The organism is Hymenobacter cavernae, from assembly GCF_014641455.1.
In the GTDB taxonomy this organism is placed as follows: Bacteria; Bacteroidota; Bacteroidia; order Cytophagales; family Hymenobacteraceae; genus Hymenobacter; species Hymenobacter cavernae.
Genome location: NZ_BMHT01000009.1, coordinates 131069 through 155745 on the forward strand (window position 1 = coordinate 131069; position 24677 = coordinate 155745).

Annotated in this window: 19 protein-coding genes; 8 read left to right on the forward strand and 11 right to left on the reverse strand. The window is 58.7% G+C overall.

Translation table 11 applies throughout. The features are described from left to right. Positions 1 to 5: 5 nt before the first annotated feature. From IEX74_RS21095 to uvrA, 5 genes are all read right to left on the reverse strand, one after another. The gene (locus IEX74_RS21095; protein ID WP_188816046.1) at positions 6 to 1193 is read right to left on the reverse strand and encodes a PAS domain-containing sensor histidine kinase; all 1188 of its coding nucleotides are present in this window, start codon (positions 1191 to 1193) and stop codon (positions 6 to 8) included. Position 1194: 1 nt separating this feature from the next. Continuing rightward, positions 1195 to 2001 (reverse strand): alpha/beta fold hydrolase, encoded by an 807-nt coding sequence (locus tag IEX74_RS21100; RefSeq protein ID WP_188816048.1) that lies wholly within the window; start codon positions 1999 to 2001, stop codon positions 1195 to 1197. Positions 2002 to 2331: 330 nt separating this feature from the next. Next, on the reverse strand, positions 2332 to 3315 hold the full coding sequence (locus tag IEX74_RS21105; protein ID WP_188816050.1) for an ABC transporter ATP-binding protein: 984 nt from the start codon (positions 3313 to 3315) through the stop codon (positions 2332 to 2334). Positions 3316 to 3448: 133 nt separating this feature from the next. Beyond that, positions 3449 to 4069 carry a class I SAM-dependent methyltransferase gene (locus IEX74_RS21110; RefSeq protein WP_188816052.1) on the reverse strand — a complete coding sequence of 207 codons (621 nt, stop codon included), beginning with the start codon at positions 4067 to 4069 and terminating at the stop codon, positions 3449 to 3451. A 134-nt stretch (positions 4070 to 4203) separates the two neighbouring features. Continuing rightward, positions 4204 to 6744, reverse strand: a complete 2541-nt coding sequence (gene uvrA / locus IEX74_RS21115; RefSeq protein WP_188816054.1) for an excinuclease ABC subunit UvrA — start codon at positions 6742 to 6744, stop codon at positions 4204 to 4206. Between the two features lie 351 nt (positions 6745 to 7095). Between uvrA and IEX74_RS21120 the strand changes: the two genes are divergently transcribed. Further along, positions 7096 to 8145 carry an N-acetylmuramoyl-L-alanine amidase family protein gene (locus IEX74_RS21120; protein ID WP_229755402.1) on the forward strand — a complete coding sequence of 350 codons (1050 nt, stop codon included), beginning with the start codon at positions 7096 to 7098 and terminating at the stop codon, positions 8143 to 8145. 1 nt (position 8146) lies between these two features. Here IEX74_RS21120 and msrB read toward each other — a convergent pair whose 3' ends face one another. Further along, positions 8147 to 8593, reverse strand: coding sequence for a peptide-methionine (R)-S-oxide reductase MsrB (gene msrB / locus IEX74_RS21125; RefSeq protein ID WP_188816056.1), 447 nt, complete (start codon positions 8591 to 8593; stop codon positions 8147 to 8149). Between the two features lie 101 nt (positions 8594 to 8694). Further along, positions 8695 to 9033 (reverse strand): hypothetical protein, encoded by a 339-nt coding sequence (locus tag IEX74_RS21130; protein ID WP_188816057.1) that lies wholly within the window; start codon positions 9031 to 9033, stop codon positions 8695 to 8697. Between the two features lie 176 nt (positions 9034 to 9209). On the opposite strand from IEX74_RS21130, the gene IEX74_RS21135 reads away from it, so the two are divergent. The 4 genes from IEX74_RS21135 to IEX74_RS21150 all read left to right on the forward strand — a co-directional run bounded on the left by IEX74_RS21135 (position 9210) and on the right by IEX74_RS21150 (position 13936). Continuing rightward, positions 9210 to 9779: a DUF4269 domain-containing protein gene (locus tag IEX74_RS21135; protein WP_229755403.1), complete on the forward strand. Its 570-nt coding sequence runs from the start codon at positions 9210 to 9212 to the stop codon at positions 9777 to 9779. 129 nt (positions 9780 to 9908) lie between these two features. Beyond that, a complete protein-coding gene (locus tag IEX74_RS21140) occupies positions 9909 to 11465 on the forward strand; it encodes a hypothetical protein (RefSeq protein ID WP_188816059.1) in 1557 nt (518 codons plus the stop codon). Positions 11466 to 11489: 24 nt separating this feature from the next. After that, positions 11490 to 12911 carry a P-loop NTPase fold protein gene (locus tag IEX74_RS21145; RefSeq protein ID WP_188816061.1) on the forward strand — a complete coding sequence of 474 codons (1422 nt, stop codon included), beginning with the start codon at positions 11490 to 11492 and terminating at the stop codon, positions 12909 to 12911. Further along, positions 12908 to 13936 (forward strand): hypothetical protein, encoded by a 1029-nt coding sequence (locus tag IEX74_RS21150; RefSeq protein WP_188816063.1) that lies wholly within the window; start codon positions 12908 to 12910, stop codon positions 13934 to 13936. Before IEX74_RS21145 ends, IEX74_RS21150 begins: the two co-directional genes overlap by 4 nt. Before the next feature lie 15 nt (positions 13937 to 13951). Here IEX74_RS21150 and IEX74_RS21155 read toward each other — a convergent pair whose 3' ends face one another. Next, positions 13952 to 14443, reverse strand: a complete 492-nt coding sequence (locus IEX74_RS21155) for a hypothetical protein (protein ID WP_188816065.1) — start codon at positions 14441 to 14443, stop codon at positions 13952 to 13954. A 420-nt stretch (positions 14444 to 14863) separates the two neighbouring features. Here IEX74_RS21155 and IEX74_RS21160 point away from each other — a divergent pair, with 420 nt between their 5' ends. Further along, positions 14864 to 16582: an FG-GAP-like repeat-containing protein gene (locus IEX74_RS21160; RefSeq protein ID WP_188816067.1), complete on the forward strand. Its 1719-nt coding sequence runs from the start codon at positions 14864 to 14866 to the stop codon at positions 16580 to 16582. A 67-nt stretch (positions 16583 to 16649) separates the two neighbouring features. Here the strand turns inward: IEX74_RS21160 and IEX74_RS21165 are convergent, their stop codons facing one another. Then, the gene (locus tag IEX74_RS21165) at positions 16650 to 17048 is read right to left on the reverse strand and encodes an OsmC family protein (RefSeq protein WP_188816069.1); all 399 of its coding nucleotides are present in this window, start codon (positions 17046 to 17048) and stop codon (positions 16650 to 16652) included. Positions 17049 to 17195: 147 nt separating this feature from the next. On the opposite strand from IEX74_RS21165, the gene IEX74_RS21170 reads away from it, so the two are divergent. After that, a complete protein-coding gene (locus IEX74_RS21170; protein WP_188816071.1) occupies positions 17196 to 19424 on the forward strand; it encodes a M3 family metallopeptidase in 2229 nt (742 codons plus the stop codon). Positions 19425 to 19574: 150 nt separating this feature from the next. Here IEX74_RS21170 and IEX74_RS21175 read toward each other — a convergent pair whose 3' ends face one another. Further along, a complete protein-coding gene (locus IEX74_RS21175) occupies positions 19575 to 20168 on the reverse strand; it encodes a porin family protein (RefSeq protein WP_188816073.1) in 594 nt (197 codons plus the stop codon). Between the two features lie 402 nt (positions 20169 to 20570). Here IEX74_RS21175 and IEX74_RS21180 point away from each other — a divergent pair, with 402 nt between their 5' ends. After that, a complete protein-coding gene (locus IEX74_RS21180) occupies positions 20571 to 23948 on the forward strand; it encodes a DEAD/DEAH box helicase (RefSeq protein ID WP_188816075.1) in 3378 nt (1125 codons plus the stop codon). A 7-nt stretch (positions 23949 to 23955) separates the two neighbouring features. On the opposite strand, the gene IEX74_RS21185 is transcribed toward IEX74_RS21180, so the two are convergent. Then, the gene (locus IEX74_RS21185) at positions 23956 to 24525 is read right to left on the reverse strand and encodes a HEAT repeat domain-containing protein (protein WP_188816077.1); all 570 of its coding nucleotides are present in this window, start codon (positions 24523 to 24525) and stop codon (positions 23956 to 23958) included. Positions 24526 to 24677 lie beyond the last annotated feature (152 nt).

Sequence of the window (24677 nt, forward strand, 5' to 3'; positions counted from 1 at the left end):
GCCGACTACTGCGGCAAAAAGATGTGGAACGTAGTGCCGCTGCTCACTTCACTCTCCACCTCTACCCGCCCCCCGGCCTGGTGCACGAGGCGGTTGACCAGGTACAAGCCCATGCCGGAGCCAACGACCTCGGGGTGAAAGCGGCGAAACAGCTGAAACAGCTCGCTGCCATGCCGCGCCAGATCGATGCCACGGCCATTATCCTGCACGCTGATTATCACTTCCTTGTCGCCCTGCGCCGTGCTAACCCGCACCTGGGGCCTGCGGTCGGGGCTGGCGTACTTGAGGGCGTTGCTGAGCAGATTATACAACATGCTGTGCAGGCTAGGTCGCGCCATGCGCAGTCTGGGCACGGCAGAGAAGTCGAGCGTGAAACCGGCCTCATGCTCGCTTGGGTGCAGGCTGCGGATGATGTCCTCGGTGAATGGGCGCAATTCTACTACATCCACCGACACCTGCTCCAGCTCGCGCTGCTGCTGCACTACTTCCGTTAGCCCCTCAATGGTGCCCAGAATCTGCTGCAAGGCTTCTTCAAACATGCTCATCATGCCGGCCGCGTCGGGGTCGTGGAAGGTAGCGGTGCGTTTCAGCTCCTGAAACAGGCCCGCCATGTTCGTGACGGGCTGCTTCAGATCGTGAGAGGCCGTGTACACGAAGCTATCCAGGTCGGAGTTGATGCGCGTGAGCTGTTCGTTCTTCGTGACCAGCAGTTCGTTGGCGCGGGCGAGCTGCTTGCTCTGCTCCTCGGCCTGAACTTTGGCGCGCAACAGCTCCTGCTCGTATTTGCGCCGGTCGGTGATGTCGAATAAGGTTATCCGCACAGCCAGGGGTTGCTTATCGATGTCGCGCAGCAGCACGGCATTCATCAGCACGGGTAGCGTCGAGCCGTCTTTGCGGCGCAGCGTGTAGCTGATTTCCCGCACCTGATCTTGCAGCAACAGCAAGGGCGCGCAGTGCATTTCGTAGTGCAGGCGCCCGCCGATGGTGAACAGCTCTTGCAGACATTTGCGCGCTACCAGCTCCTGCACTTCATAACCTAGCCACGTAAGCAGCGTGTGGTTCAGCTTTACCAGGGTTCCGTCGGGCAGACAGGTGCAATAGCCACAAGGGGCATGTTCATACAGATCTTCCAGATTTTCCTGGGTTAAACGCAGATCAAGCTCGGGCAATAGCTCGTCCTCAGGTTCACTCATACTAACTACTTACGCCGGTACGCAAAAAATGGTCAATTGCGGCGATGGTTGCCCGCGGAACGCTCAGGTGCGGACAATGCCCGGAGGTATCCAGCACAATTAACTCGCTTTCAGGCAAATGCCTATGCAGATAGGTCCCGACGGCCAAGGGCGCAATTACATCGTGGGCACACTGCAAAATAAGGGCCGGCATGTGCAGCCGGGGCAGATCGGCGCGGTTGTCGGAGAGGAACGTGACGCGGGCAAAATGCCGGGCAATAGTGGGGTCGGAACTGCAAAAGCTGTTGTTCAGCTCGGCGGCCAGCTCGGGGCGGTCGGGGTGGCCCATGATAACGGGCGTGATGCCCCCCGACCAACCTAGGTAATTGTCGTCCATGGCCTCCAGCAGCTCCTCAATATCCGTCTGCTCGAAACCACCCACATACGCCTCGTCGTTGATATAGCGGGGCGAGGGCGCCACCAGCACCAGGCACGCAAAACGCGACGGCTCCCGGTTGGCTGCCAGCACTCCGATCATCGCACTCACGGAATGCCCTACGAAAACAACGTTCTCTAAACCTAGCTCGTGAATAACGGCCAGCACATCCTCGGCGTGAGCCGCCAGCGAGTTGTACCGCAGCGGGTCGTAGGCAGTCAGGTCCGAGCGCCCCGAGCCGACCAGGTCAAGCAGCACCACGCGGTAGCGCGCCTTAAAGGCCGGGGCTACCAAGCGCCACATGCGCTGGTCGCAGCCGAAGCCGTGCACGAATACCATAGCCTGCGCTCCATCACCGGAAACAGTGACGTTATTACGCCTGAGAACATTCATACCGCCTTCGCTACCCGTTAATCAATATGCAAGCCACGGAATAACAGGCCTCACTGAAGGTTGCCGCAAGCTGCTCCGCGCCCCTAAGGTAGCAGTTGTGCTCCGGTAACCGTGTTATGGGTCTGGGATAAGGCCACAAACTATTCCCGCCCTAGCTGCGGGTACCTGCTGGCAGCACCCGCTTGACTTCATGCCTTGGCGGGCACCTTTTACTTAACCGCCCCGACTACGGCCGACTGCTCGGGTCGCTCGGTTTAGCTTGGCCTTTAGTACCTCCACCCACCAGCACGGCGACATTCTTCCCAGCGTGTTCCTGGCGCGCCTGCAAGCTTACAGAAACCACATGGCCTCCGGCGCAAGCGCCACACGCACTTCCGCGCCGGGCTCAATCCCGTGCGTATCTGTCTTCAGAACAACCGTCGTATCGGCAAACGCGACATGCAATTCGGAGTAAGAGCCAAAAAACCTAGCTTCTATCACTTTGCCGGAAAGACCCGGATTTTCTCCCGAAGTTATCTTCAAATCTTCGGGCCGAATTACGATGCTTTCTCCTTTCGCTTCTACGCCGGCCAATTTTGAGAAAACCGCCACCTGCTCACCCGTTATCAAATTATAATCGCCGAACAAGGCGGCCGTGTATTCATCCGCGGGTTGTCGGTAAATCTGCGCGGGTTTGCCACGCTGAATAATTTGCCCGGCTTTCAACACCATAATTTCATCGGCCCACGAAAGCGTATCGTGCGGGTCGTGCGAAATCAAGATGCATGTGATACCTAGCTTTTCCCCCAAGTCGTGAATAACCGACTTCAGAATATTCTTATGAACCCGGTCCAGGTTTGAATACGGCTCGTCCAACAATAGCAAGGTTGGCGAAGCTAACAGCAACTTAGCCAGCGCAATCCGCTGACGCTCGCCCCCAGAAAGCTGGTTGGTTTTACGCGCAATCAAATGGTTGATCCGGCACACATCGTACAAGGTGCGCGCCTGCTCCGCCGATAATTTGTTAGCGTAGCGCAACACCTGTTCAACCCGCAAAAACTGCGGAAGCTCAAATTGCTGCGACAGGTACGCAATGGCCGGGTGACCCGGCACTAGTTTGTCCGCCGGGCCTCTTACTAGTTTATCTTCGAAGTATACTTCACCGGTTTCAGGCTGAATAAGGCCGGCTACGATTTGCAGCAAAGTGCTTTTCCCCGCGCCCGTTTCGCCCGCGATGGCTAGCTTCTGGAATTTCTCCAGCGTAAAGCGTATGTCCTTTAAAGCAAACTTATTATTCTCTTGTAACGATACTTCTGAAACACGCAATAAACTCATACAATCGAAGAAGAGGGTTTCGGTAAATCGCCAGAACACCTAGCTAGCTTTCCAGCCGATTAGAAGCCCTTGGGGTTGACGAAGGTACGCTGCTCGCGCCAAGACGACCTCATGGCATGCAGAGACGCGGCCGCTACTGTTCCCGTTTTTGCATGGTCGTCGCTGCGCCTTCTTCGTCGGCCTGATTAGTCGCGGGCGCTTCTCTCGGCTCATAAGCCAGCACATAGGCGGGCGGCAGGTTCAGCAGCACGTGGGTATGCCCTGTGAGGCGGAAGAACTTCTCGAACAGCTTCCGATTCTGGAGCGAGTACTGAAACAGGATCAGCTTGCCGGCAGGTAGCAGCAGTTGCTGGGTGTGCTCTACAATGCGCCACCCTAGCTTTCGCGGCAGCGAGGAGAATGGCAAGCCGCAGACTACATACTCTACCTCCTTGACACCTAGGTGTTTCAGGTAGTCGCCGGTTTTGTCGGCTGAGCCGTGGATGATGTGCACGTTGGGCTGGTTAGTATACCGCTCTTGCAGGAGGGTAGCGAAGCGGCGGTTGGTTTCGACCAGCACGATGGTCGTTTCGGCGCGGCGCCGGGCTACCAAGATGTCGGTGAAGACGCCCGTGCCGGGGCCATACTCCACGATGCAGCGAGCAGCGGCAAAGTCGATAGGTTCTATCACTTTGTTGGTCAGCTCGCGAGAGCTAGGGATGAGCGACCCAACCATAGCCGGGTTGCGGAAAAACTCTTCTACGAACGAGGACATGGCACAGCAGAAATTAGGACGAAGGTAAGCCTAGGTGAAAACGACTTCTGTACGACAATTTTCGGCTTTGGATCAGCACGTATTGCAGCTTTCGTAATTCTCTGACCAACAACCTCAACAGTACTGGTACTCGCTTATTGCGCGCCGCCTCGGAACCTGGCTAGGTAGGGCGCCGTGCGGCTTTTCTTTGCTTTCGCCACCTCGGCTGGCGGACCCGCAGCTACGACGTGGCCACCTTCGTCGCCGGCGCCAGGACCCATGTCAATCACCCAATCGGAGCCGGCTACTACGCGCATGTCGTGCTCGACGACGATAACGGTGTTGCCGGCTTCTACCAGTCCGTCGAGCTGAGCCATCAGCTTCTCAACATCTGATGGGTGCAGGCCGGTGGTGGGCTCGTCGAGGACGTAGAGCGAATTGCCGCGCTGGGCCCGTTGCAGCTCCGTAGCTAGCTTGATGCGCTGGGCCTCACCGCCCGATAGCTCGGTGGCCGGCTGGCCGAGGCGCAAATACCCTAGGCCAACTTCACGCAGCACCGTGAGGGCGCGCAGAATCGTCGGTTCGTCGGCGAAGAACTCCCAGGCGGCGTCTACCGTCAGGCCGAGCACCTCGGCAATGTTCTTGTCGCGGTAGGTGACTTCCAGCGTTTTGGCGTTGTAGCGGGCACCGTGGCAAACCGGGCATGGGGCGTACACGCTGGGCAAAAACAGCAGCTCTACCATCACAAACCCTTCGCCCTGGCAGTTTTCGCAGCGGCCTTTGGCTACGTTGAAGGAGAAGCGGCCGGCATCGTAGCGGCGGGCTTTGGCCATTTTGGTAGCGGCAAACAGCTTCCGCACATGGTCAAACAAACCGGTGTAGGTCGCCATATTGGAGCGGGGCGTGCGGCCAATTGCCTTCTGGTCGACGCGCACCAGCCGCTTAATCTGCTCCATGCCCGCCACAATTTGCCCACCTAGCTCTGCGGGTTCAGCGCGCTCCAGGGGGTCGGCTTCTTCCTCTTCGGCCTCCACCTCCTGCCCTAGCTGCTCGGCCACCAGCTCCACCAGCACCTGGCTAACCAGACTCGATTTGCCCGACCCCGACACGCCCGTGACGGTAGTGAGCACGCCCAGCGGAAACGCCACCTCTAGCTGCTCCAGGTTGTTGCGCGTGACACCCGCCAGCCGCAGCCAGCCCACAGGTGTGCGGGGCGTGCGCACAACCTGCTCATCGTCGGAAGTGAACAGATAGCGGCGGGTCTGCGACGTTTCGACGTCGGCCAGGCCTTTGGGCGGACCGCTATACAGCACTTCGCCGCCCTGCTCGCCCGCAGCCGGACCCACATCCACGAGCCAATCAGCTTGCCGGATCACATCGAGGTTGTGCTCCACCACAAACAGCGAATTGCCGGCTTGCTTCAAGCTAGCTAGTGCTTTCAACAAGGCTTCCGTATCGGAAGGATGCAGACCGGCGGAAGGCTCATCGAGCACGTACACTACGCCGAACAGATTGGAATACAGCTGCGTAGCCAGCCGCAACCGCTGCAACTCGCCCGGCGACAACGTCGGCGTGCTGCGCTCCAATGACAAATATCCTAGACCTAGGTCGAGCAGCACAGCGAGGCGAGCCGCGAGGTCGGCAGCAATGCGCTGCTTCACAATCAACTGCGCGGCATCGTGGTCCGGCTGACTGCCGACCGCACCCGTGGCGTAGGGCTGCAACAAGCTAGCGACGCGCTTCAGCGGCAGCCCCGACAAATCGGCAATATCCAGCCCGGCAAACATGACCGACAACGACTCGGGCCGCAGGCGCTTGCCGTGGCACAGCGGGCATTCGGTGCTGAGCATATACTGCAACGCCCGCTTTTTCATGAGAGGGCTTTGGGTGTTGGCGAAGGTGTGCAGCACGTGCCGTTTGGCGCTCGTGAAGGTGCCCATGTAGTTGGGCGGCTCCTTGCGCTTCAAGGCGCGCTGGGTTTCCTCGGGCGAGTAGCCGGGGTACACGGGCACCACGGGCTGCTCGTCGGTGAACAGAATCCAATCGCGCTGCTCCTGGGGCAGCTCGCGCCAGGGCGTGTCCACGTCGTAGCCCATCGTGACGAGGATGTCGCGCTGGTTTTGGCCGCCCCAGGCCTGGGGCCACGCCGCAATGGCCCGCTCCCGAATGGTGAGCGAGTCGTCGGGTACCATCGACTTTTCCGTCACTTCGTAGATGCGACCTAGGCCATGGCAGGTAGGGCAAGCGCCTTCAGGAGTGTTGGGCGAAAAGGCTTCGGCGTAGATAATACCCTGATCCGCTGGATAGTCGCCAGCCCGCGAGTAGAGCATGCGCACCAGGTTGGAGAGCGTCGTGACGCTGCCCACCGAGGAGCGCGTGGTGGGCGTGCCGCGCTGCTGCTGCAAGGCCACGGCCGGCGGCAAGCCGTCGATAGCATCTACTTCCGGCACCGCCATCTGGTGAAACAGCCGCCGCGCGTACGGCGACACCGACTCTAGGTAGCGCCGCTGCGCCTCGGCATAAAGCGTCCCAAACGCCAGGCTCGACTTCCCCGAACCCGATACGCCCGTGAATACCACCAGCGCATCGCGCGGAATTTCCAGGTCAACATTCTTGAGGTTGTGCTCCCGCGCGCCACGCACGCGCACAAATCCAGTAAACTCTTTTATATGAGTAGAGGACGAATCTTTTGCCATGTAGTAAAGCCCGATCAATAAATACTGCTGAGCTCAAGTACGCAGACCTAGCTTAATTCGCCGAACTGTTGCGTGCCGGGGCTAGCTCATCATGCTGACGCAACTGACACAAAGCAGCATCTGACATTCCTCGCTAGCAGGTCATTTCGACCAGTGAGAGACATCTCGCGTGCCATGCTAACTCCAATCGTCAGAGATTACTAGCACAACCTCAGCATGCGAGATTCCTCCTGGCGTCGGAATGACGTGCTAGTGTCAGCGGCAACGGCTATATATTCTCACCTAGCGCCGAACATTTTTTAGTATCATCGTCGTACATCTTGCTTCTGTCTTCTCTTCAGCCTATTGCTTTTGCGTACCGTTTCTCTTTTTCTAGCACTCATCTTAGCTTCTATCCTGGCTTTCAGCCAGAGCGGCTACCGGCGAGTAACCGCGCGTCGCGGTGATAATATAGCAACGCTGCTGCGGCGCAACCGCCTCGACCCTAACTCGAATCTGCGGGCTTTCTTAGCACTAAACCGGGGCAAGCTAGGTAGGCACAACACGCTGATTGCCGGCCGAAAGTACACGCTGCCGCGCCCCTCGTTGCGGCCCGTTGCCAAGCGCAATGTACCGGCTTCGACCCTCAAGCCTAAGCTAGCGGCCAAGCCCGCAAAGCTCAGCATTCCGCTGCCGGTGCTGTTTGGGCCCGCTTACAGCCAGGTTACGGTGCGCGACCAGCAGCTGCGCGGGGCCGTGCTCTACGTTTCGACCGGGCACGGCGGCCCTGATCCGGGCGCTATTGGCAAATACGGCGGCAACTCGCTGGCCGAGGACGAATACGCCTACGATGTTGGCCTGCGCTTGGTGCGGGCCTTGCTGGAACACGGCGCCACGGCGTACATGATTATTCAGGACCCGAACGACGGCATCCGCGACCAGGCGGTGCTCAAGATGGACAACGACGAGGTGACATACCCGCACCAGATTACGCCCATCAACCAGCTCGCCCGCCTGCGCCTGCGCATCAACGCGGTAAACAAGCTCAAAGCAGCGCACAAGAACAGCTATCAGCGGTTCATCGGCTTGCACGTGGACAGCCGCAGCATCGGTCAGAACATCGACGTATTTTTCTACCACAACTCGGCTAGCCCGGCCGGTAAGCGCTTAGCTGAAAGCATCCACAAAACGTTCACCGCTCGTTATAAACGCGCCCAGCCCAACCGCCCTTACAAAGGCACCGTCTCGACGCGCAACACGCTGTATGTGGTGCGCAACAGCCACGCGCCCGCAGTGTTTATGGAGCTAGGCAACATCCGCAACACCAAGGACCAACGTCGTTTTGTGGTGCCTGATAACCGTCAAGCCATGGCAAACTGGATTTGCGAAGGCATTATTGCCGATTACCGCAACCGTCGCTAGCTTACGAATCCAGCCGAACCATACTCTCGGAATTCATGCAGTAGCGCAGGCCACTTGGCTCGGGGCCGTCGGGGAAGATGTGACCTAGGTGCCCGTCGCAGACATTGCACTGCGCTTCAATGCGCTGCATGTGGTAGCTGTCGTCGAAGGTGTACTTGATGGCGTTTTTGGCAATCGGCTGCGTGAAGCTAGGCCAGCCGGATATGGCGTGGTACTTCTCGGTGGCGTTGAACAACAGACTGCCGCAGCCTACGCACGCGTACACGCCGGGCTCATAGGAGCGGCAGTACGCGTTGCGATACGGCGACTCGGTGCCTTTCGCGCGCAGCACCCGAAACTGCGCGGGCGTGAGCTGCGCCGCCCATTCCGCCTCCGTTTTCTCCACGCGCCGGGGCGGCTCGGGGTTACTGTATTTGGCAAATTTGAGAACGTCGATCCAGCGCAACACAATTGTGATTTACCATTTAACAATTAACATTTACCAATTATCAGTTGCCGGTACTTCCTCATTGCTACTTAGGTTAGTGGTGCCGTGTTAACTGGTAGCTGTTAACTGACCGCCGGGTTCATCAAGAGGAAAAGTAGGTTGTGGTAAACGATGCCTACTTCTCCGTCGTGCAAGCCGTAGAGGCCGGCGTCTTCCATCAGCCCCTCTACTTCGGCGTAATCCTCCACGAAGTCTAGCTCCAACTCGTCGGGGTTATCGTCGGCTAGCGTGTGCGTGACGTAGCGGCGCTGGGCTTCGAGCGTTACAAACAATTTCTGCCGAGCCGTTTGGGCGACGAGCAGCGCGGGAAATTGCAGGCGGCGGTTGCCTTTCTGGGTGTGAATAATAGTCTTTTCGGCGTCGGGCGTGTGTTGCAGGAAGGTGTCAAGGTCTAGGCTCATGGTGGTAGTATACGGCAGCGCTGCAAAACGCAGCGAGTAAAGCAGCACTTTCCTTGGCTATAAGCTTCTGAGTTAAGCACATGCGCTTATTTCGTACGCTTCGCGCTTCTGCCAAGCTGCCCACTCAATCTGTTTGGTTTTAAGCATCTAGCTTAGCATTCTTAAACGCTACCGGCATGTTCCCTTTTCAGCATGTGGAATACTTGCAGCATGGCACAGCTGTGCAGCAATCAGCTTATCATATTCTTCTGAACAGCAATCTACTGCACGTATTACGCCCCTATCAGCCGCTGCTGGTGGGTACCGTGCCCATCGGCTTGCAGCTGCCCGGCAGCGACCTAGATATTATCTGCGAGGTCCATGACTTAGGTGCGTTTGAATCCTTGCTACGGCAGTATTTCGGCCACTACCCGGACTTCTCCTTACGCCGTATCCAGCGGCAAGGCCACGCCTGCATTGTGGCTGCGTTTACGACGGGCTCGTGGCCAGTAGAGGTGTTTGGGCAGCCCGTGCCGAGCACGCAGCAGCACGGCTACCGGCACCTGCTGATCGAGCACCGCCTGCTGATGCTGGGTGGCGACGCCTTCCGGGCGCAAGTGCAAGCCCGGCGCGCTGCCGGGCTGAAAACCGAGCCTGCTTTCGCTATAAGCCTAGGGTTGGTGGGCGACCCATACGCGGCCCTGTTAGCGCTTGAAGCCTGCTCAGATGCAGAGCTGCGGGCGCGCTATTTCCGCAATACAGTTTGATTATCAAATTAGTACAGCTATCTTAAACAGAAGTCAAGCGGCTACTCCGCAGAAAGTCACGCTCCGGTTTCCGTGCCCTGGCTAGCCGGGCGCTTTGCCGAACCGCCGTTGGTTTATCAGTCGATTGTTATGGCTCTTATCACGAAACAATCAACGCAGAAAGATCCTGACTCAGCACCGGCGTCTTCGTCATCGGCTGCCGATATTGCCCAGAGCACTGACGTGCACCAAGGCAGCAAGCCCAGCCCGAGCCCGCCTCCTCTTGGACCCGCGGAGCTGCGAAGTGCATACCAGCAGGTAGGGCAGCAGCTGCGCGTGTGGCTAGGCCTGGGTGTGGTGTTGCTGCTGCTGGGCCTGGCGCTGTGGAGGTGGGGGCCGCGCGAACGGCTGAGCGAGCAAGCATTGGTCCCAACGGGCGGCTATACGTTTCGGCAGGCGGGCACCACAAGCGGACCCAACGGTGCCATCTGGCTCTGGATTCTGGCCGATACGGCCAACCGCGCGCAGGTGCTGCTCAGCGCCGACACGGGCCACACCTGGCAAGCACGCGACCTAGGTCTGCCGAGCAGCCGCGCCAAGGCGCTGGCGCTTGGCTGGGGCGAATGGGGCAAAGGCCTGGTCGTGGGCGACTCGGGCTGGGTGCGGACACTGGACAACGTGTTCGAAGCGCCCACCCAAGGCAGCAGCCGACAGTTGGGCCGCGACAAAGACGGGGAAAGAAATTTTCAGGCGGTGGCCGTCGACCCTGCTGGGCGCACGGCGGTGCTGCTGCAAACCAATGGGTACGCGCAGCTTACTCAGGATCAGGGCCAGAACTGGCAAGCGGCAAACAGTTTCCTGGACATCCCCAGGAAAGATGACCGCAACCCGCCTAAGCCGGGATTGGTAACGTACTGGCCAGCCCGCAAAAGCTTCGTCCTGACTTCGCGCTGGGACAACAGCGAGCTAGCCCCAGATAACTCCATAACTACCAGTGGTGCAGAACGGACGCTACCTCTTACCGACTCGGTGCTGACGACAGCCACAGACGCGCAAGCCAGGCACCGCGTGTACGTGGCCCGCAACGGGGACACGCGCTTCACCTGGCAGCCTGATACGACCGGAAAGGCCGCTCCTCTTGAAATCAGAGCGTCTTTATTTGGGCCGAATGTGCAGGCCGCGGGCCTGGTATTTTGGCAGCCCAACACCCTAGATAGCGCGCTGCTGCTGGTGAATGCTCCCGGCGGCGGGCAGCTCCGACGCATCGCCGTCAGGGCGCGCCTGGATGAAGCGCTGGAGCAGTTCAAGAAGAGCTACGCGGCGCGGCAGCCGTTTAAAACAGCCGGGACGCCACCTAGCCTAGCGACAAACCCAGCTAAATTAAACCCCGGAGCTGGCGCGAAGAAATCCTCTAAATCGGCTTCCAGCACCGCATCAAAAACGTCATCCCAAGCGGCGTCCCAAAGCGGCAACGCGAAAGGCAACACCAGCAACAATCCGCGCGGAAATCTACCTACTACCTCCGACGAGGAAGTAGTTGGCAAGGGCTCTTCCCCAAAATCCTCCTCGGAGAACAATCCTGTCCAACAATCGCCTGTGCAGCAATCGCCCGTGCAGCAAACCCGCCCTCCCCGCCGCGGCACCGATACACTAGCAAATCCGCAGCGCCAGCAAAAAGCAGCGCCTTTCACCCAAGGCAAAAATTAGCCACCCGTAAACCGCCGCACTCCCATGCTCCCCGTTCTACTCCGTGATAAGTTTGCGCCGGGCCTGCTGCTGGCCATCCTCACGCTCGGCCTGGTGCTACTGACGCTGGTCTGGGCTTGGCAAATTGTGCGCTTGCTGGGTCGCCGCCGCGAGCTGCGCGCCGTCAGCCCGAACCTAGGTCCGGATTCGCTGGCGGCGGTGCTGGGCAAAGACGACCAGCCCAGCGCCGCCGACACCCTAGGTTTTGGGGCCGTGGCCGACGCCGTGGCGGGGCTGCTGCGCAACGCGGCCACCGGCGCGCCCTACTCGGTGGTGGTGTCGGGCAACTGGGGCTCGGGCAAAAGCTCCGTCATGCTTCAGATCCGCAAGAAGCTGTGCCAGGAGCCGGATCGGGCGCCGTTCCGGGATATCTGGATCAACGTGTGGCACTACCAAAGCGAGCAGCACCTGCTGGGCGCTTTTCTGCGGGACCTGCTGCGCGCCTGCGACGATGGCTCGTACCGCAGCAGCTTCCGCAAAGGGCGCCTGCGCGAGCTAGGTTTCTGGCAGGCGTGGCGCGTGGGCATCGTGCTGTTTTTGCTCGGGCCGGTGGTGCTGTACCTCACGGGCGTGCTGCTGGAGTCGCCGCCGCTGCGGCTGTTTAGCACCCTGGGCCTAGTAAAACCGGCTCATGACCTTGACGCCTGGTTTCACCTGCACCACCTAGGTTGGGTGCTGGCTCCGCTGCACCTGCTGCACCGCGCCCCCGATCTGCTCCAGCTGGCCGGCTCCGACAAGACCTCGGGCACGCCCGGCCTCACCATCTGGAGCACCGTGCTGGCGTGGCTGGGCACCTTGCTGGGTCTGATTCACGCGCTGCGCACCCAGGGCGCGGCCATCACCGAGCTGTTGCCGCTGCGCCAGTTTGAGCAAGCCGCCGCCCGCGCCGACACCGGCTTCCGCGACCAATACCGGCGCGAGTTCAGCGACGTGCTGCGCTACGCGCCTTCCGGGTTGCGCATCGTGTTTTTTGTGGATGACGTGGACCGCATTCCCGGCCCGCGGGTGCTGGAGCTGCTTGAAAGTCTGAACTTTCTGGTGGAAGTAAGCCGGGAGGCGCGGGCCCAGCAGGATGCCATCGTGAAAGCAGCCCCGGATGACGACCGCACCAAATCGGCGCCTGAAGACGTGGCCCGCCTGTACTTTGTGCTCGGTATGCACGTGCCAGAAGTGGTGCGCACCCTCGCTGACGCCCTCGACCCCAATCAGCGCCTCCCCTCCCGAGCCGAAGCCCGCCACCACGCCGCCCGCTACCTCGAAAAGCTGATCGACCTGGTGGTGCCGATGCCAACCCTCGCACAGTGCGCCCCCGAGCAGGTCGCCAAGCTGCTGTTTGGCGAAGAAGAACCTAGGCCGGAGCCCACTACAACCGATGCTGTGCCGCAACCTAGCCCTTTATCAGCATGAAAAAGATGCTGCCTGCGCTGCTGGGTTTGCTCACTGCTTATCTGCTGGTGAGTCTGTTCTACGCCCGCCTGGAAGAAGACGCCACTATCGTTGTTCAGAAGAACGCTGCAAACAAGAAGACTGCCGAGCAAGAAAAGAAGCGGGCAGAACGGGACAAAAAAGCCCTACTCGCAACCGAAGAGCGGCGACATCGGGAGCTGGTAGAGGCCTTGCGTACTGGTGTTCAACGCAATAGCGCTAGCGTGATCAATACATCGTCGGAGCGAGCTGCTTCCACTGCTGCCTCTGACACTACGCCTGCCGGCGAAAAACCTAGCCCTGGAGTTTCTGTTTCACAGTCTTTGCGAAACAACCAATCGGTGAAACAAACCAGCAAGCCGGCGCTGGCTGACCAAGCGCGGGCGCAGCTCTGGTGGCTGCTCCCCGGCCTAGGTCTGCTGGGCGCGGTGCTGCTGGGTCGGTTTGCCTGGGTCGGCTGGCGCGATAGCCAAGTGGAGCTGCTGCTGCCCGACCGATCCGAGCGCGACACGCCTGTGCTGGAAATGCTGCTCCGCACGTTTGCCGGTCCCATTGGCCGCGCCCTACCGATTCCGCGCCAGGTGAAGCGGTTTGCATCGAAGGCGCGGCTGCAACACAACTTGCTGCACGCGCTAGCCAGAAGCACGAGCAATGGCCCTAACCCGTTCCAGTTTGGCCCCAAGCAGCAGGTGCTGGCTTTTCTGCTATTGCTTTTGCTGGAAGAAGAAACTGCCCGCGAGAATTTCGCAAAGTCAGTTTCCGGACTCAACGATGCGCCCTTGATGCGCCTGCGCGAAACCGAACAGGAGCTGTTTGCCACCGAACTGCGGTCCATCTTCACCGCCTGGCACCAAACCGGCACCGACGCCTCCAATTATGCCGCTTTCGCGCAAGCCGCCGGGCGCTCAATACCAACCTACTCAGAATTGCCGACGCTACTGACCAATGAAGCCAGCGACCGGCTCCTGGTTCAGCTATACCGCCTGAATGCTGGCCTACTTGTGTAGCCAGCTTCTAAAAACCTAGGCCTTCTCTCCTACCGTCCAACCCTCACGCTCTACAGGCGTTTGGTCGGGGCTGGGAATGAGGCGGTCAAGGACGGCGCCGGTGGTGAAGGCGTAGATGCCTTTGTGCACCAGATCAATCACTTGCTCGTCCTTGGGCCACGTCCAGGGCAGGGCACCTACGCCGGTGGCATTTTCCAGGGTTTGGTCGTTGAGCAGGCGCAGGTTCATGAACATGAAGGAGCCCACGGGTCCGCGCAGGCCGCGCTCGGCCATGATGCTCCGCACAATACCCAGCACGATACCCTGCCCCCAGTGCATCGCCCAGTTGAGACCTAGCCTCTCTTCATCGGGCTTGTGCGGAAGCGCCAGCAACTTTTCGAGCACGTGGGCGGGCACGTACGAATTAGGGCGCTTGGTAAAGCGCTGCTCGATCTTCTCGGCCAGCGTCATGGCAGCTACTCCGGCTGCACCCGCCGCCAAGCCATATAGTATTGTTTTGCCTGTCATATCTGTCTTCTCCCTGTCCAGCTAGCTACAACACCGCCGGACTATTTATGCGGCTTCGAAAAGGCGCTTGATGCTATGGTTATGCTTACCCCAGCTTGAGGCAAAACGTGCTGATTTCTACGAGTGCGGCAGCAGGTGGTTCGGGGAGAATAATGGCCAGCTGAGCGGTAGTGAACAGCCTTTTAGCCCAAAGCACCGCATACATACCGCCTCTATGTTGTCGCGGGTGCTAAAATAATCCGTTGGTGCTTGCCGCTACCAGAGTTAGGTCAACCTGTGACAATGAAAAATACAATTATTTAAATCCATAAATAGCATCTGTCGTACAACCGCTGTCTGCTTCAGATATATTCAATAAGAACAACAAAATCTTGTAAACATCTAACACACTTTCAACCTGCATTCTCCTCTCTCCCTTTTATGAAAACACCATTACTGCTAAGTAGTCTGCTCATGTTGACGCTGCACGCGCAAGCCCAATTTCAGGTACAACAGCTTGCCCCGACACGCAACACCAACACGGCCGCGCGCAGCACGCCTGTGCGACTAACCTACAGCCAAGATATACAGGCTAATACAGCCTCTAAAGTGGCAGTTTTCAGCAAGCAGGCAGGCGGACGTAAGGTGGGCACGACTACCGTGTCGGGTCGTACCATTACGTTCGATCCGACGGTCGATTTTAAAGCCGGTGAAACCATATTCGTGACTGCTCCGGCTACGGTGCTCAACATCAACGATGTGCCCAGCAAGCCTTTGGTGTACCAGTTTACGACCCAGGTTCAGCCTAGCCCCGGCACCTTTGTCACTGGCCCGCAAGCCGATGTGGGCGCCACTCCCACCAGCATCGCCCCGGCCGACGTGGATGGCGACGGCGACCTCGACCTGCTCGTGTCGAACTCCAGCCCGAACTGGGTGAGCGTACGGCTGAACGATGGCACGGGCAGCTTCACCAATGGCTGGGTGGAGTATAGCGTCGGCGGGGCGCTCAGGGAAATACAGGCAACTGACTTTGATGGGGATGGCGACCTAGATTTTGCCGTAATCAGCGGCGGCTTTACCCCTCTGGTAACAGTGGGCCTCAACGATGGCACGGGCCACTTCCCCGGCCGTGCATCGGCTAACCCTGGTTACACCAACGCATCCGGCCGAACCGTCCGAACTGCCGACGTAGACGCCGACGCTGATGAAGACATTCTCATTGCGGCCTCTGGGGATATTTTTGTGAGCCTCAATACCGGAGCGGGAAGTTTTGGCCCCGTTAGTCCTCAATTAGCGCTCGGCGGCAACGGCGCCCGCGACCTGAGAACCGCCGACATTGACGGCGACGGGGACCTAGATCTGCTCGCGTCCGTGGCCACCACGTCGTCCAATGAGGTGCGCGTGCTTCTCAACGACGGCTCGGGTTCCTTCGGCAATGGCTACAGTGTGCGCGTTCCGACCGCGCCTTATGGCCTAGCTACGGCTGACATGGACGGTGATGGCGACTTAGATATTCTTACATCAAGCGACCCTAGCAGCACGACAACGGGCACGGTAACCCTCCTTCGCAACAACGGCACCGGCACCTTCAGCGCGGGAGCGGCCGTGCGGGTAGGCAGTTCACCCAGCGTCCCGGCCGTCGCCGACCTCGATGGCGATGGCGATCTGGATTTGGTGACGGCGAGCAACGTCAGCACCGGCGGCGTGAGTATCCGTCGTAACGACGGCGGCGGCAACTTCGACGCAGGCACCGATCTGGCAGTAGGCAGCTATAATTCAAGCGTGACGCCCGCCGACATAGATAGCGACGGCGACCTAGACTTATTAATCATCAATAACTTGATTGATAAAGTAAACGTGCTTTACAACAGCTCCGTCTTAGCCACTGCTTCGGCCAAGACGGCAGAACCCGTACGCGTGTACCCCAACCCAGCCCAAGATGCCTTTACGGTAGAATACAACGCAACTGCTGCCCAGCCCGCGACGCTCACGCTCACCGATCCGCTCGGGCGCGCGGTGTATCAGCAGTCGGTGCGGCTGGTGGCTGGTCGTAACAGTTTTCCGCTCTCGGGAGCTAGCTTGGCACAAGGGCTTTACCACCTTACGCTCGTGCCCGGCACAGCAGCAGCCGTAAGCCAGAAGGTGATGATCAACCACTAAAAGGAGCTCTAGCTTGTTGCGGGGACGGGCAAAATTCTTCTACGAGGCTAGCCTTTTATGCAGCCGATTAACTGCCTAGTTGGGTTGTAATAGGCACCGCCCCCGTAAGCGTTTTATGAATCGGGCACTGCTCGGCTACTTTCAACAGGCGTTGCAGCTGTTCGGGACCTAGGTCGCCGTGCAGCTGCAATACTATTTCTAGACTAGTAATAACATGGCGCTCGTCGCGCTCAAACGTGACGGTGGCTTCTATGCTTTGCAGGGGCCACTGCTTGCGGGCGGCGTACATGCGCAACGTGATGCAGGTACAGGCGCTCAGCGAAGCGGCCAGCAATTCGCCGGGCGTCGGACCTAGGTCCAGGCCACCTAGGTCGGTGGGCTCGTCGGCTATCAGGGTGTGGCCGCGTTCGAGGGCGATGGTAGTCAGGTAGGGAGCGGCATCACTGCGGCCGGTGACGGTTGGCATGGCGAAGAGTTAGCGTGGAGCTATCTTCTACGGAGTCAGCCGCAAAGTAGTGGCACCCGCCCGCTGAGTGCCGGGCGAAGCGGCAGAACCCGCGTTTCCGTAGTATCTTCATGCCTGTACTATTGAAAACGCTCTGTTCTTTCCTTGATGTCTACTATTTTCCCTTTTTCGGGTGGGCGGCGCTTACTGCCGGCGCTGCTCACCGTTAGCCTTGCTGCCGCCGTGAATCCGCTACCTAGCTTCGCCCAAACCAAGCCCGCAGCCGGCTTCGCGGTGCGCGCCGATAATTCGATGCTCGCCCAGTGGGCAGGCCCCTACGGCGGCTTTCCGGCCTTCGACAAGGTACAGGTAAGTCAGCTGAAGCCCGCGCTGGAAGCCGCCATGGCGCAAAACTTAGCTGAGGTTCAGGTTATTGCCAACAACCCGCAGGCTCCGAACTTCGAGAACACCATTGCTGCTATGGAGCGGGCCGGTGGAGCTTTGGATCGGGTGCAAACGGTGTACGGCATCTGGTCGGGCACGATGAGCAACCCTGAGGTGCAAGCCGTGCAACGCGAAATGGCCCCGCGCATGGCCGCTTTCAGCGACCAGATTACACAGAACGAGAAGCTGTTTCACCGCATTGAAGCGGTGTACAATTCGCCCGACAAGAAGAAGCTGACGCCTGAGCAGCAACGCCTGACGTATGTGTATTACAACAACTTCGTGCGGGCCGGAGCTAGGCTTGATGCCAAAGCCAAAACGCGCCTCTCGGAGATAAATCAGCAGCTAGCCGGATTTTTTACGCGCTTCAGCCAGAACGTATTGGCCGACGAAAACGACTCGGTGCTGGTGCTGAAAACCACTGCCAACCTAGGTGGCTTACCCCAATCCTTGCGCGACGACGCGGCTAACACAGCTACCGCCCGCAAGATCACGGCGCCCGGCGTCATTGCCAACACTCGCTCCTCTATTGAGCCTTTCCTGACGTATTCTGACCAGCGCAAGCTGCGCGAGAAGGCGTGGCGTATGTTCTACAACCGCGGCGACAACGGCGGCGAGCACGACAACAACGCCCTGATTACCGAGATTTTGCAGCTCCGTGCTGAGCGGGCCAAGCTGCTCGGCTACAAAACGCACGCCCACCTGCGCCTCGACAATACCATGGCCAAAACGCCCGAAGCAGCCATGGCGCTGATGGAGGAAGTGTGGGTACCGGCCGTGGCCCGCGTGAAAGAGGAAGTGGCGGATATGCAGGCGCTTGCAAAGAAAGAAGGCGCCCCCGCCAACTTCAGGATTGAGCCCTGGGACTACCGCTACTACGCCGAGAAGGTGCGCAAGGCCCGCTACGACCTCGACCAGAACGAGGTGAAGCAATATTTACAGCTCGACAAGATGCGCGAAGGCATGTTCTGGGTGGCCGGCGAAATCTACGGTTTCGCCTTCACGCCCGTGACGGATGTACCTGTCTACCACCCCGACGTGACGGCCTGGGAGGTGAAGGACAAAACTACCGGTAAGCACATCGGCCTGTGGTACTTCGACCCGTATGCGCGGCCCGGCAAGCGCTCCGGCGCCTGGATGAACGCCTACCGTAAGCAGGAGCGCATGGATGGCGAGGTGGCCACCATCGTGTCCAATAACTCCAACTTTGTGAAGGGTAAGGATGGTGCGCCCGTGCTCATTTCCTGGACCGACGCCACAACGCTGTTCCACGAATTTGGGCATGCCCTGCACGGTCTTTCGTCTAACGTGACTTACCCGACGCTCTCGGGCACCAGCGTGGTGCGCGACTACGTGGAGTTTCCGTCGCAGGTAATGGAAAACTGGTTGCCCACGCCGCAGGTGCTCCAGCGCTTTGCCGTGCATTACCAAACCGGCAAACCCATTCCGCAGGCGCTGGTCGACCGCATCGAAAAGGCCTCGACCTTCAACCAGGGCTTCGAAACCACCGAGTTCCTGGCCAGTGCCCTCATCGACATGAAGCTGCACCTCGCCGGCGACCAGAAGATTGACCCCGACAAGTTTGAGCGCGAAACCCTCGCCCAGCTCGGCATGCCCCGCGAAATCGTGATGCGCCACCGCACGCCGCAGTTCTCGCACGTATTTTCCTCTGATGGCTACTCGGCGGGCTACTACAGCTACCTGTGGTCGGTGGTGCTCGCCTCCGATGCCTTCAGCACCTTCACCGAGGCGGGCGGCCCCTACGACAAAGTGGTAGCCAAGCGCCTGAAAGACAAGGTTCTTTCCGTCGGCAATACCGTCGACCCCGCCGACGCCTACCGCAGCTTCCGCGGCCGCGACCCGAAAATCGACGCACTGATGCGCGAGCGGGGCTTCCCGATGAAGAACGCCGGTAAAGCACCGGAGAAGAAAACGACTGGCAAGAAAAGCTAGGTTGTTGTCTGGTTGAAAGCTACTTACAGCAAGAAGCCCTAGCTGCATCAGCAGCTAGGGCTTCTGTGTTTTGAATTTGTTTGGTGGTTAGCCAGCTACAAAGGCAGCAACAACCAAGCGGAGCTGCATCCCTCTTGATTTCATTGCTTTTCAGCGGCGGGCCACCAAGTAGCTTAGGTGAAGCTGAAAAGAGGCGTTGCGAATACGGTTCGGGGCTTGGCGCACATTCGTCAGGCCTGCATTGTAGCGTGCTCCTATTCCCAGGCCGTTTCTCAGCTCATAGCTAATACCCGCGGCGTAACCTAGCTCCCATCGTTGGTAAGGGTCAACACTACGTTGTTCGCGTAGCGTGAGGGTAGGATTATAATCGCGTAAGCTAAGCAAATAGCCGAGCTGCGGACCGGCTTCAAGGACTAAACCACCCGCTTTAATTTTAGCTAGCAGAGGCAAGTTCAGATAATGTAAGCGCACACTGGTCTGGGCAGTAAACGAGGGCGTTGACAACTGAAATCCCTTGCGGATATACAGCAACTCAGGCTGGAAAGAGAAGAAACCATCGGACGTAAGCGGTATGCTTGTAATCAACCCAATCGTATGCCCCAATTTGAGTCCTCCATTATATCTGCCTTGCCCACTAACCGTTGAGACATTGACGCCCGCCCGCACCCCATAACGAATACCTTGCGCCTGTACGCCAACGATGCTGCTGACTAACAATAAGCCGGAACATAAAAGCTTTTTCATAGGAAGATAGATAAGCAAAGAGGTCTATACCGTCGCTCTAACGGACCTGTTGGCTACTAGCGTATTGATAATAAGACAAATAACTTAACCATTGTCGCTCCGGCGATTTCTAAATCAGACAGGACCTAGCTCGGCGGGGTCCATGATGCTCTGTGGGCAGTTACTTAACTCGGCCGAATTTATAATCCGGCTGTTGAGAGTCGGAAATTTATAATCCCCGTCCGCACAGCGGACAACTCTGCCAGAACAATCGCTCAAACCGCGCGACCGGGCGGATTTGTAATCCGCCCCCAGCAGGGCCAGCAGGTAAGCGGACTGCCAGGTCCGTGCTACAGAACCTGGCAGCTTCTCCTGCGTATGGCAGCGCATTTTCGGTTACCTTTCAGGTTGAAACCTAGGTGTATGTCGCAGCAGCCCAAAATTCAGCCTCTTCCAGAAAACGAACCGGACCTGCACCAGTACACCTTTGCGGCGGCCACCGTTGCTACGCTCAGCATAGCCGATGTGGCTCGGCACTCCCCGCCCGGCTTCTTCGCCGACAACCGCACCCTGACCGCTATTCAGCCCAAGAGCCTCACGCTGGACTGCGGCACGTTTAGCAGCTCGGAGCTAGGTTTCCCAACGGTAACGGTGGAGCAACAGGCACACGACTTAGTGTTAACGTGCGCTTGCTCAACGCCAAAAACAGCCTTGTGCGAGCACCAGGCGCAGGTGCTGCTCAGCATCTTACAGCGCCGAGAGCTGCGTGTGTTCTTCGATGCTAGGGCTCGCCGTGAACTGCTACAAGCTACCGCCCGCGACTACGGCCTGGAGCACGCCCCCGACCTCGACGCCTACTTTCAACTCACTTATACCCGCCCTTCGGTGGTGGTCACGCCACGAGACGCAGGGCTGTGCCCCGTAACGCCGGCTACCAAGCAGGAGCTGGTTAGTCAACTGCTACGCCCGGAGCAACGGCCCACCTCACCGTCAGCTAGTACGCAGCGGTTTATTGTATTCAGCAAACACAAATACTACGGCCACCTCACCGTCCAGTTGGCGGAGGCGGCTTTCACGGCGGCGGGCAAGGTGAAGAACCCCGTGACGGTGCTCAACCCGCTGGATGCTAGCTGGCAAACCAACGACATAGCCGAACTGAAGTTTTACAGCGGCCTCGCCCGTTTTCAGAACAACTACGACGATGCTCGCTCCGTGGCGGCAGTGGAAGCACTGCGCGCCATTCTGCACAACCCCGCTGGGCTGCCTATGTTTGCCCACGACCCGAGCGTGTCGGACAAGCTTATGGCGCCGGCCCTCACGCCCTTGCAGCTACGCCACGCCCCGGTAGATTTGCGCTTGTCGGTGAACGAAACCGAGGACTTCTACGAGGTAGCCGGCCACCTGCTGCTCCACGACCAACCCGTGGATCTGAGGAACCTAGCTGTGCGGTTTGAGTACTTTGTGGTGGCTAATAGTGCCTTGTACCTGATTGAAAGCCAGGATGTATGGCGCGTGATTGAGTTTTTCGCCAAGCGCAACAACACCCTGCTGATTCACCGAAGCAAGTTCGCGGAGTTTCGGCGCGATGTGCTGGCCAACCTCGAAGATCAGCTCCACGTCCACTACGCCTACACCCGGCCGGCCACTCCGCAGCAGGTCGTCAGCCACGGCTTCGATCAGGCGCCGGAGAAGCTGCTCTACCTCACCGATGCCGGCGCGCACGTGGAGGTGCTGCCCGTGATGCGCTACGGCACGCGCGAGGTGTCGGTGCTCTCGCGCCGGCAGCTGTTTGGCGTCGATGAGCTAGGTAAACCGTTTGCTTTACAGCGCGATACGGCCGCCGAGCTGCACTTCACCACCGCCCTGCTGCGCCATTATCCTGACTTCCGGGAGCAGCTTCAGCAGGCAACTTTGTACGTACCCAAGTCGGTGTTTCTGGACGAAGAGTGGTTTCTGGCGGCCTTCGAAGACTGGCAGCAAGAGCAGATTACCATCCTAGGTTTCAACCAGCTCAAGAACAACACGCTGAACCCCAACCGCGCCCGCATCACGGTGCGCGTGACGGGCGAAACCAACTGGTTTGAAACTCACCTAGGGGTGCGCTTTGGCAAGCAAAAGGCCACGTTGCGGCAGCTCCAACAGGCCATTCGCAACCGCAGCCATTACGTGCGCCTCGACGACGGCACCCGCGGCATTCTGCCCCAGGAATGGGTTGATAAGTTTGCCCGCTACTTCGCGGCCGGCGCGGTGGTGGAGGATACCATTCGCACGCCGAGCATCAACTTTTCGGCCATCGAGGAGCTGTACGACCCCGAGACACTGGCCGCGGAAGCGCAAGCAAAGTTAGCTTTGTACAAGGCCGCCGTGGCCGATTTCGACGGCATCGAAGCCGTGCTAGTGCCCACCGACCTGCGCGCCACCCTACGCGACTACCAGCGGCAGGGCCTGAACTGGCTGAACTTCCTCGATACCTTCGGCTTTGGCGGCTGCTTGGCCGACGACATGGGCCTAGGCAAGACTCTGCAAATGCTCGCTTTTATCCTGCTCCAGCGCGCTAAGGGCCGCACCGCCGCCAACTTAGTAGTAGTGCCGACCTCGTTGGTGTTCAACTGGCAGGCCGAAGTTGAGAAGTTTGCGCCCTCCCTGCGCGTGCACCTGCTGCACGGCCCCGCCCGCCGCCATGACGCGGCCCTGTTCGACGACGCCGACATCGTGCTAACGACTTACAACACCATGGTTTCCGACATTCGGCAGCTGCGGGAATACCGGTTTAACTACGTGATTCTGGACGAAGCGCAGGCTATTAAGAACCCGGATTCGCAGCGCTACAAGGCGGCTTGCCTGCTGCAAGCCCGCAACCGGGTGGTGCTTACGGGTACGCCGGTCGAGAACAATACCTTCGACTTGTACGGCCAGCTGTCCTTTGCCTGCCCTGGCCTGCTGGGTAGCAAGCAGAACTTCCAGGACCTCTTCGCCGCCCGCATCGACAAGTTCAAAGAATCGAAGCCCACGAGGGCCTTGCAGCGCAAGATTAGCCCGTTTGTGCTGCGCCGCACCAAAGCTCAAGTAGCCAGGGAGTTGCCCGACAAAACCGAGATGGTGATTTACTGCGAGATGGGCGACGAGCAGCGCCGCTTGTACGAGGCCTGCAAAAAAGACTTCCGCGACCTGCTCCTGGGCAAGCACGAGGAAACGCGCCTGAAAAGTAGCGCCCACGTGCTGCAAGGCCTCACCAAACTGCGCCAGATCTGCAACTCCCCCGCCCTGCTTCCCGACCAGGAAAGCTACGGCCACCCATCGGCCAAGCTAGAGGCGCTAGTGGAGGAAATTCGCAACAAGGCCCCGCAGCATAAAATCCTGATCTTCTCACAGTTTGTGAAGATGCTCGACCTGATCGGGCACGCCCTCCGCGCCCACGATATTCCTTTTGAGCAGCTCACCGGCCAGACAAAAAACCGCGCCGCCCCGGTCCAGGCGTTTCAGCAGGAAGCAGGGTCGCGGGTGTTTCTCATCAGCCTGAAAGCCGGCGGCACCGGCCTGAACCTGACGGAAGCCGACTACGTCTATATCGTGGACCCGTGGTGGAACCCGGCCGTCGAGAACCAGGCCATCGACCGTAGCTACCGCATCGGCCAAACGAAGAAAGTCATGGCCGTGCGCCTCATCTGCCCCGATACAGTGGAGGAGAAAATCATGCACCTGCAAGAAGCCAAGCGCGACCTAGCCCACGACTTGATCAAAACAGATGCGGCGCTGGTCAAGTCCCTGACGCAGCAGGAGCTACTGGAATTGTTTACGTAAGGTACTATTAGCTTGTAGTGAGTACTTTGCTAATTACCTCATCGTTGGTCAAAGACTGCAAAAAAGCTAGCCCCTTTTCTTTGTTTACTTTCAACAATGACTCGGCACTGTACTCCCTCACTTCGTTATCCGGATGCGCACACAGTTTAGTCAGCAGTTCGAAAGTATTTACGTGCTTAAATGCGGGCAGCGCAATTGCTAAATAAGACAAGGAGTAGTTATCGCTATTGTCCAGAATAGCTAAGAGTTGGTAAGGGTCTGTTTTCCGTCGCCGTCTCCCTATATGAGAGAACAAGGTTGCTATTTCAACTTCGTCTTTCTCTACTTTCAACCGCTCAAGTAGCTCCGCATAAGGTGGAATTTTCAACGGCGGTTCTACCCTTTCACGCTTGATTCGTCCCTTTATATCGCCGCGTCCTATGCACACTGGACAAACGCAAAGCCATTCTTTTACATGACTTTCAGGCGAATAGCGCCATCCTACAGTTTGTGGCAAAGCTACCACTTTCATGATTTCGCTTGGTTCAATCTTCCGCTCGATCAAGAACTCGTAGCCTAACTTGTTCTCTAGCTGCATAAAGGACCCGATAGCTTGCCCTAAAGCAATTTTCTGATGTCCTGTACCTGACCTCCTCCCATTTACTGAGCCCGCTAGAAGTAGAGCATCAGGCGTTTTGAAGCTCGACCGTAGTGGCGGCAGCTACTACCTCATCGGGCGTTAAATTCTGT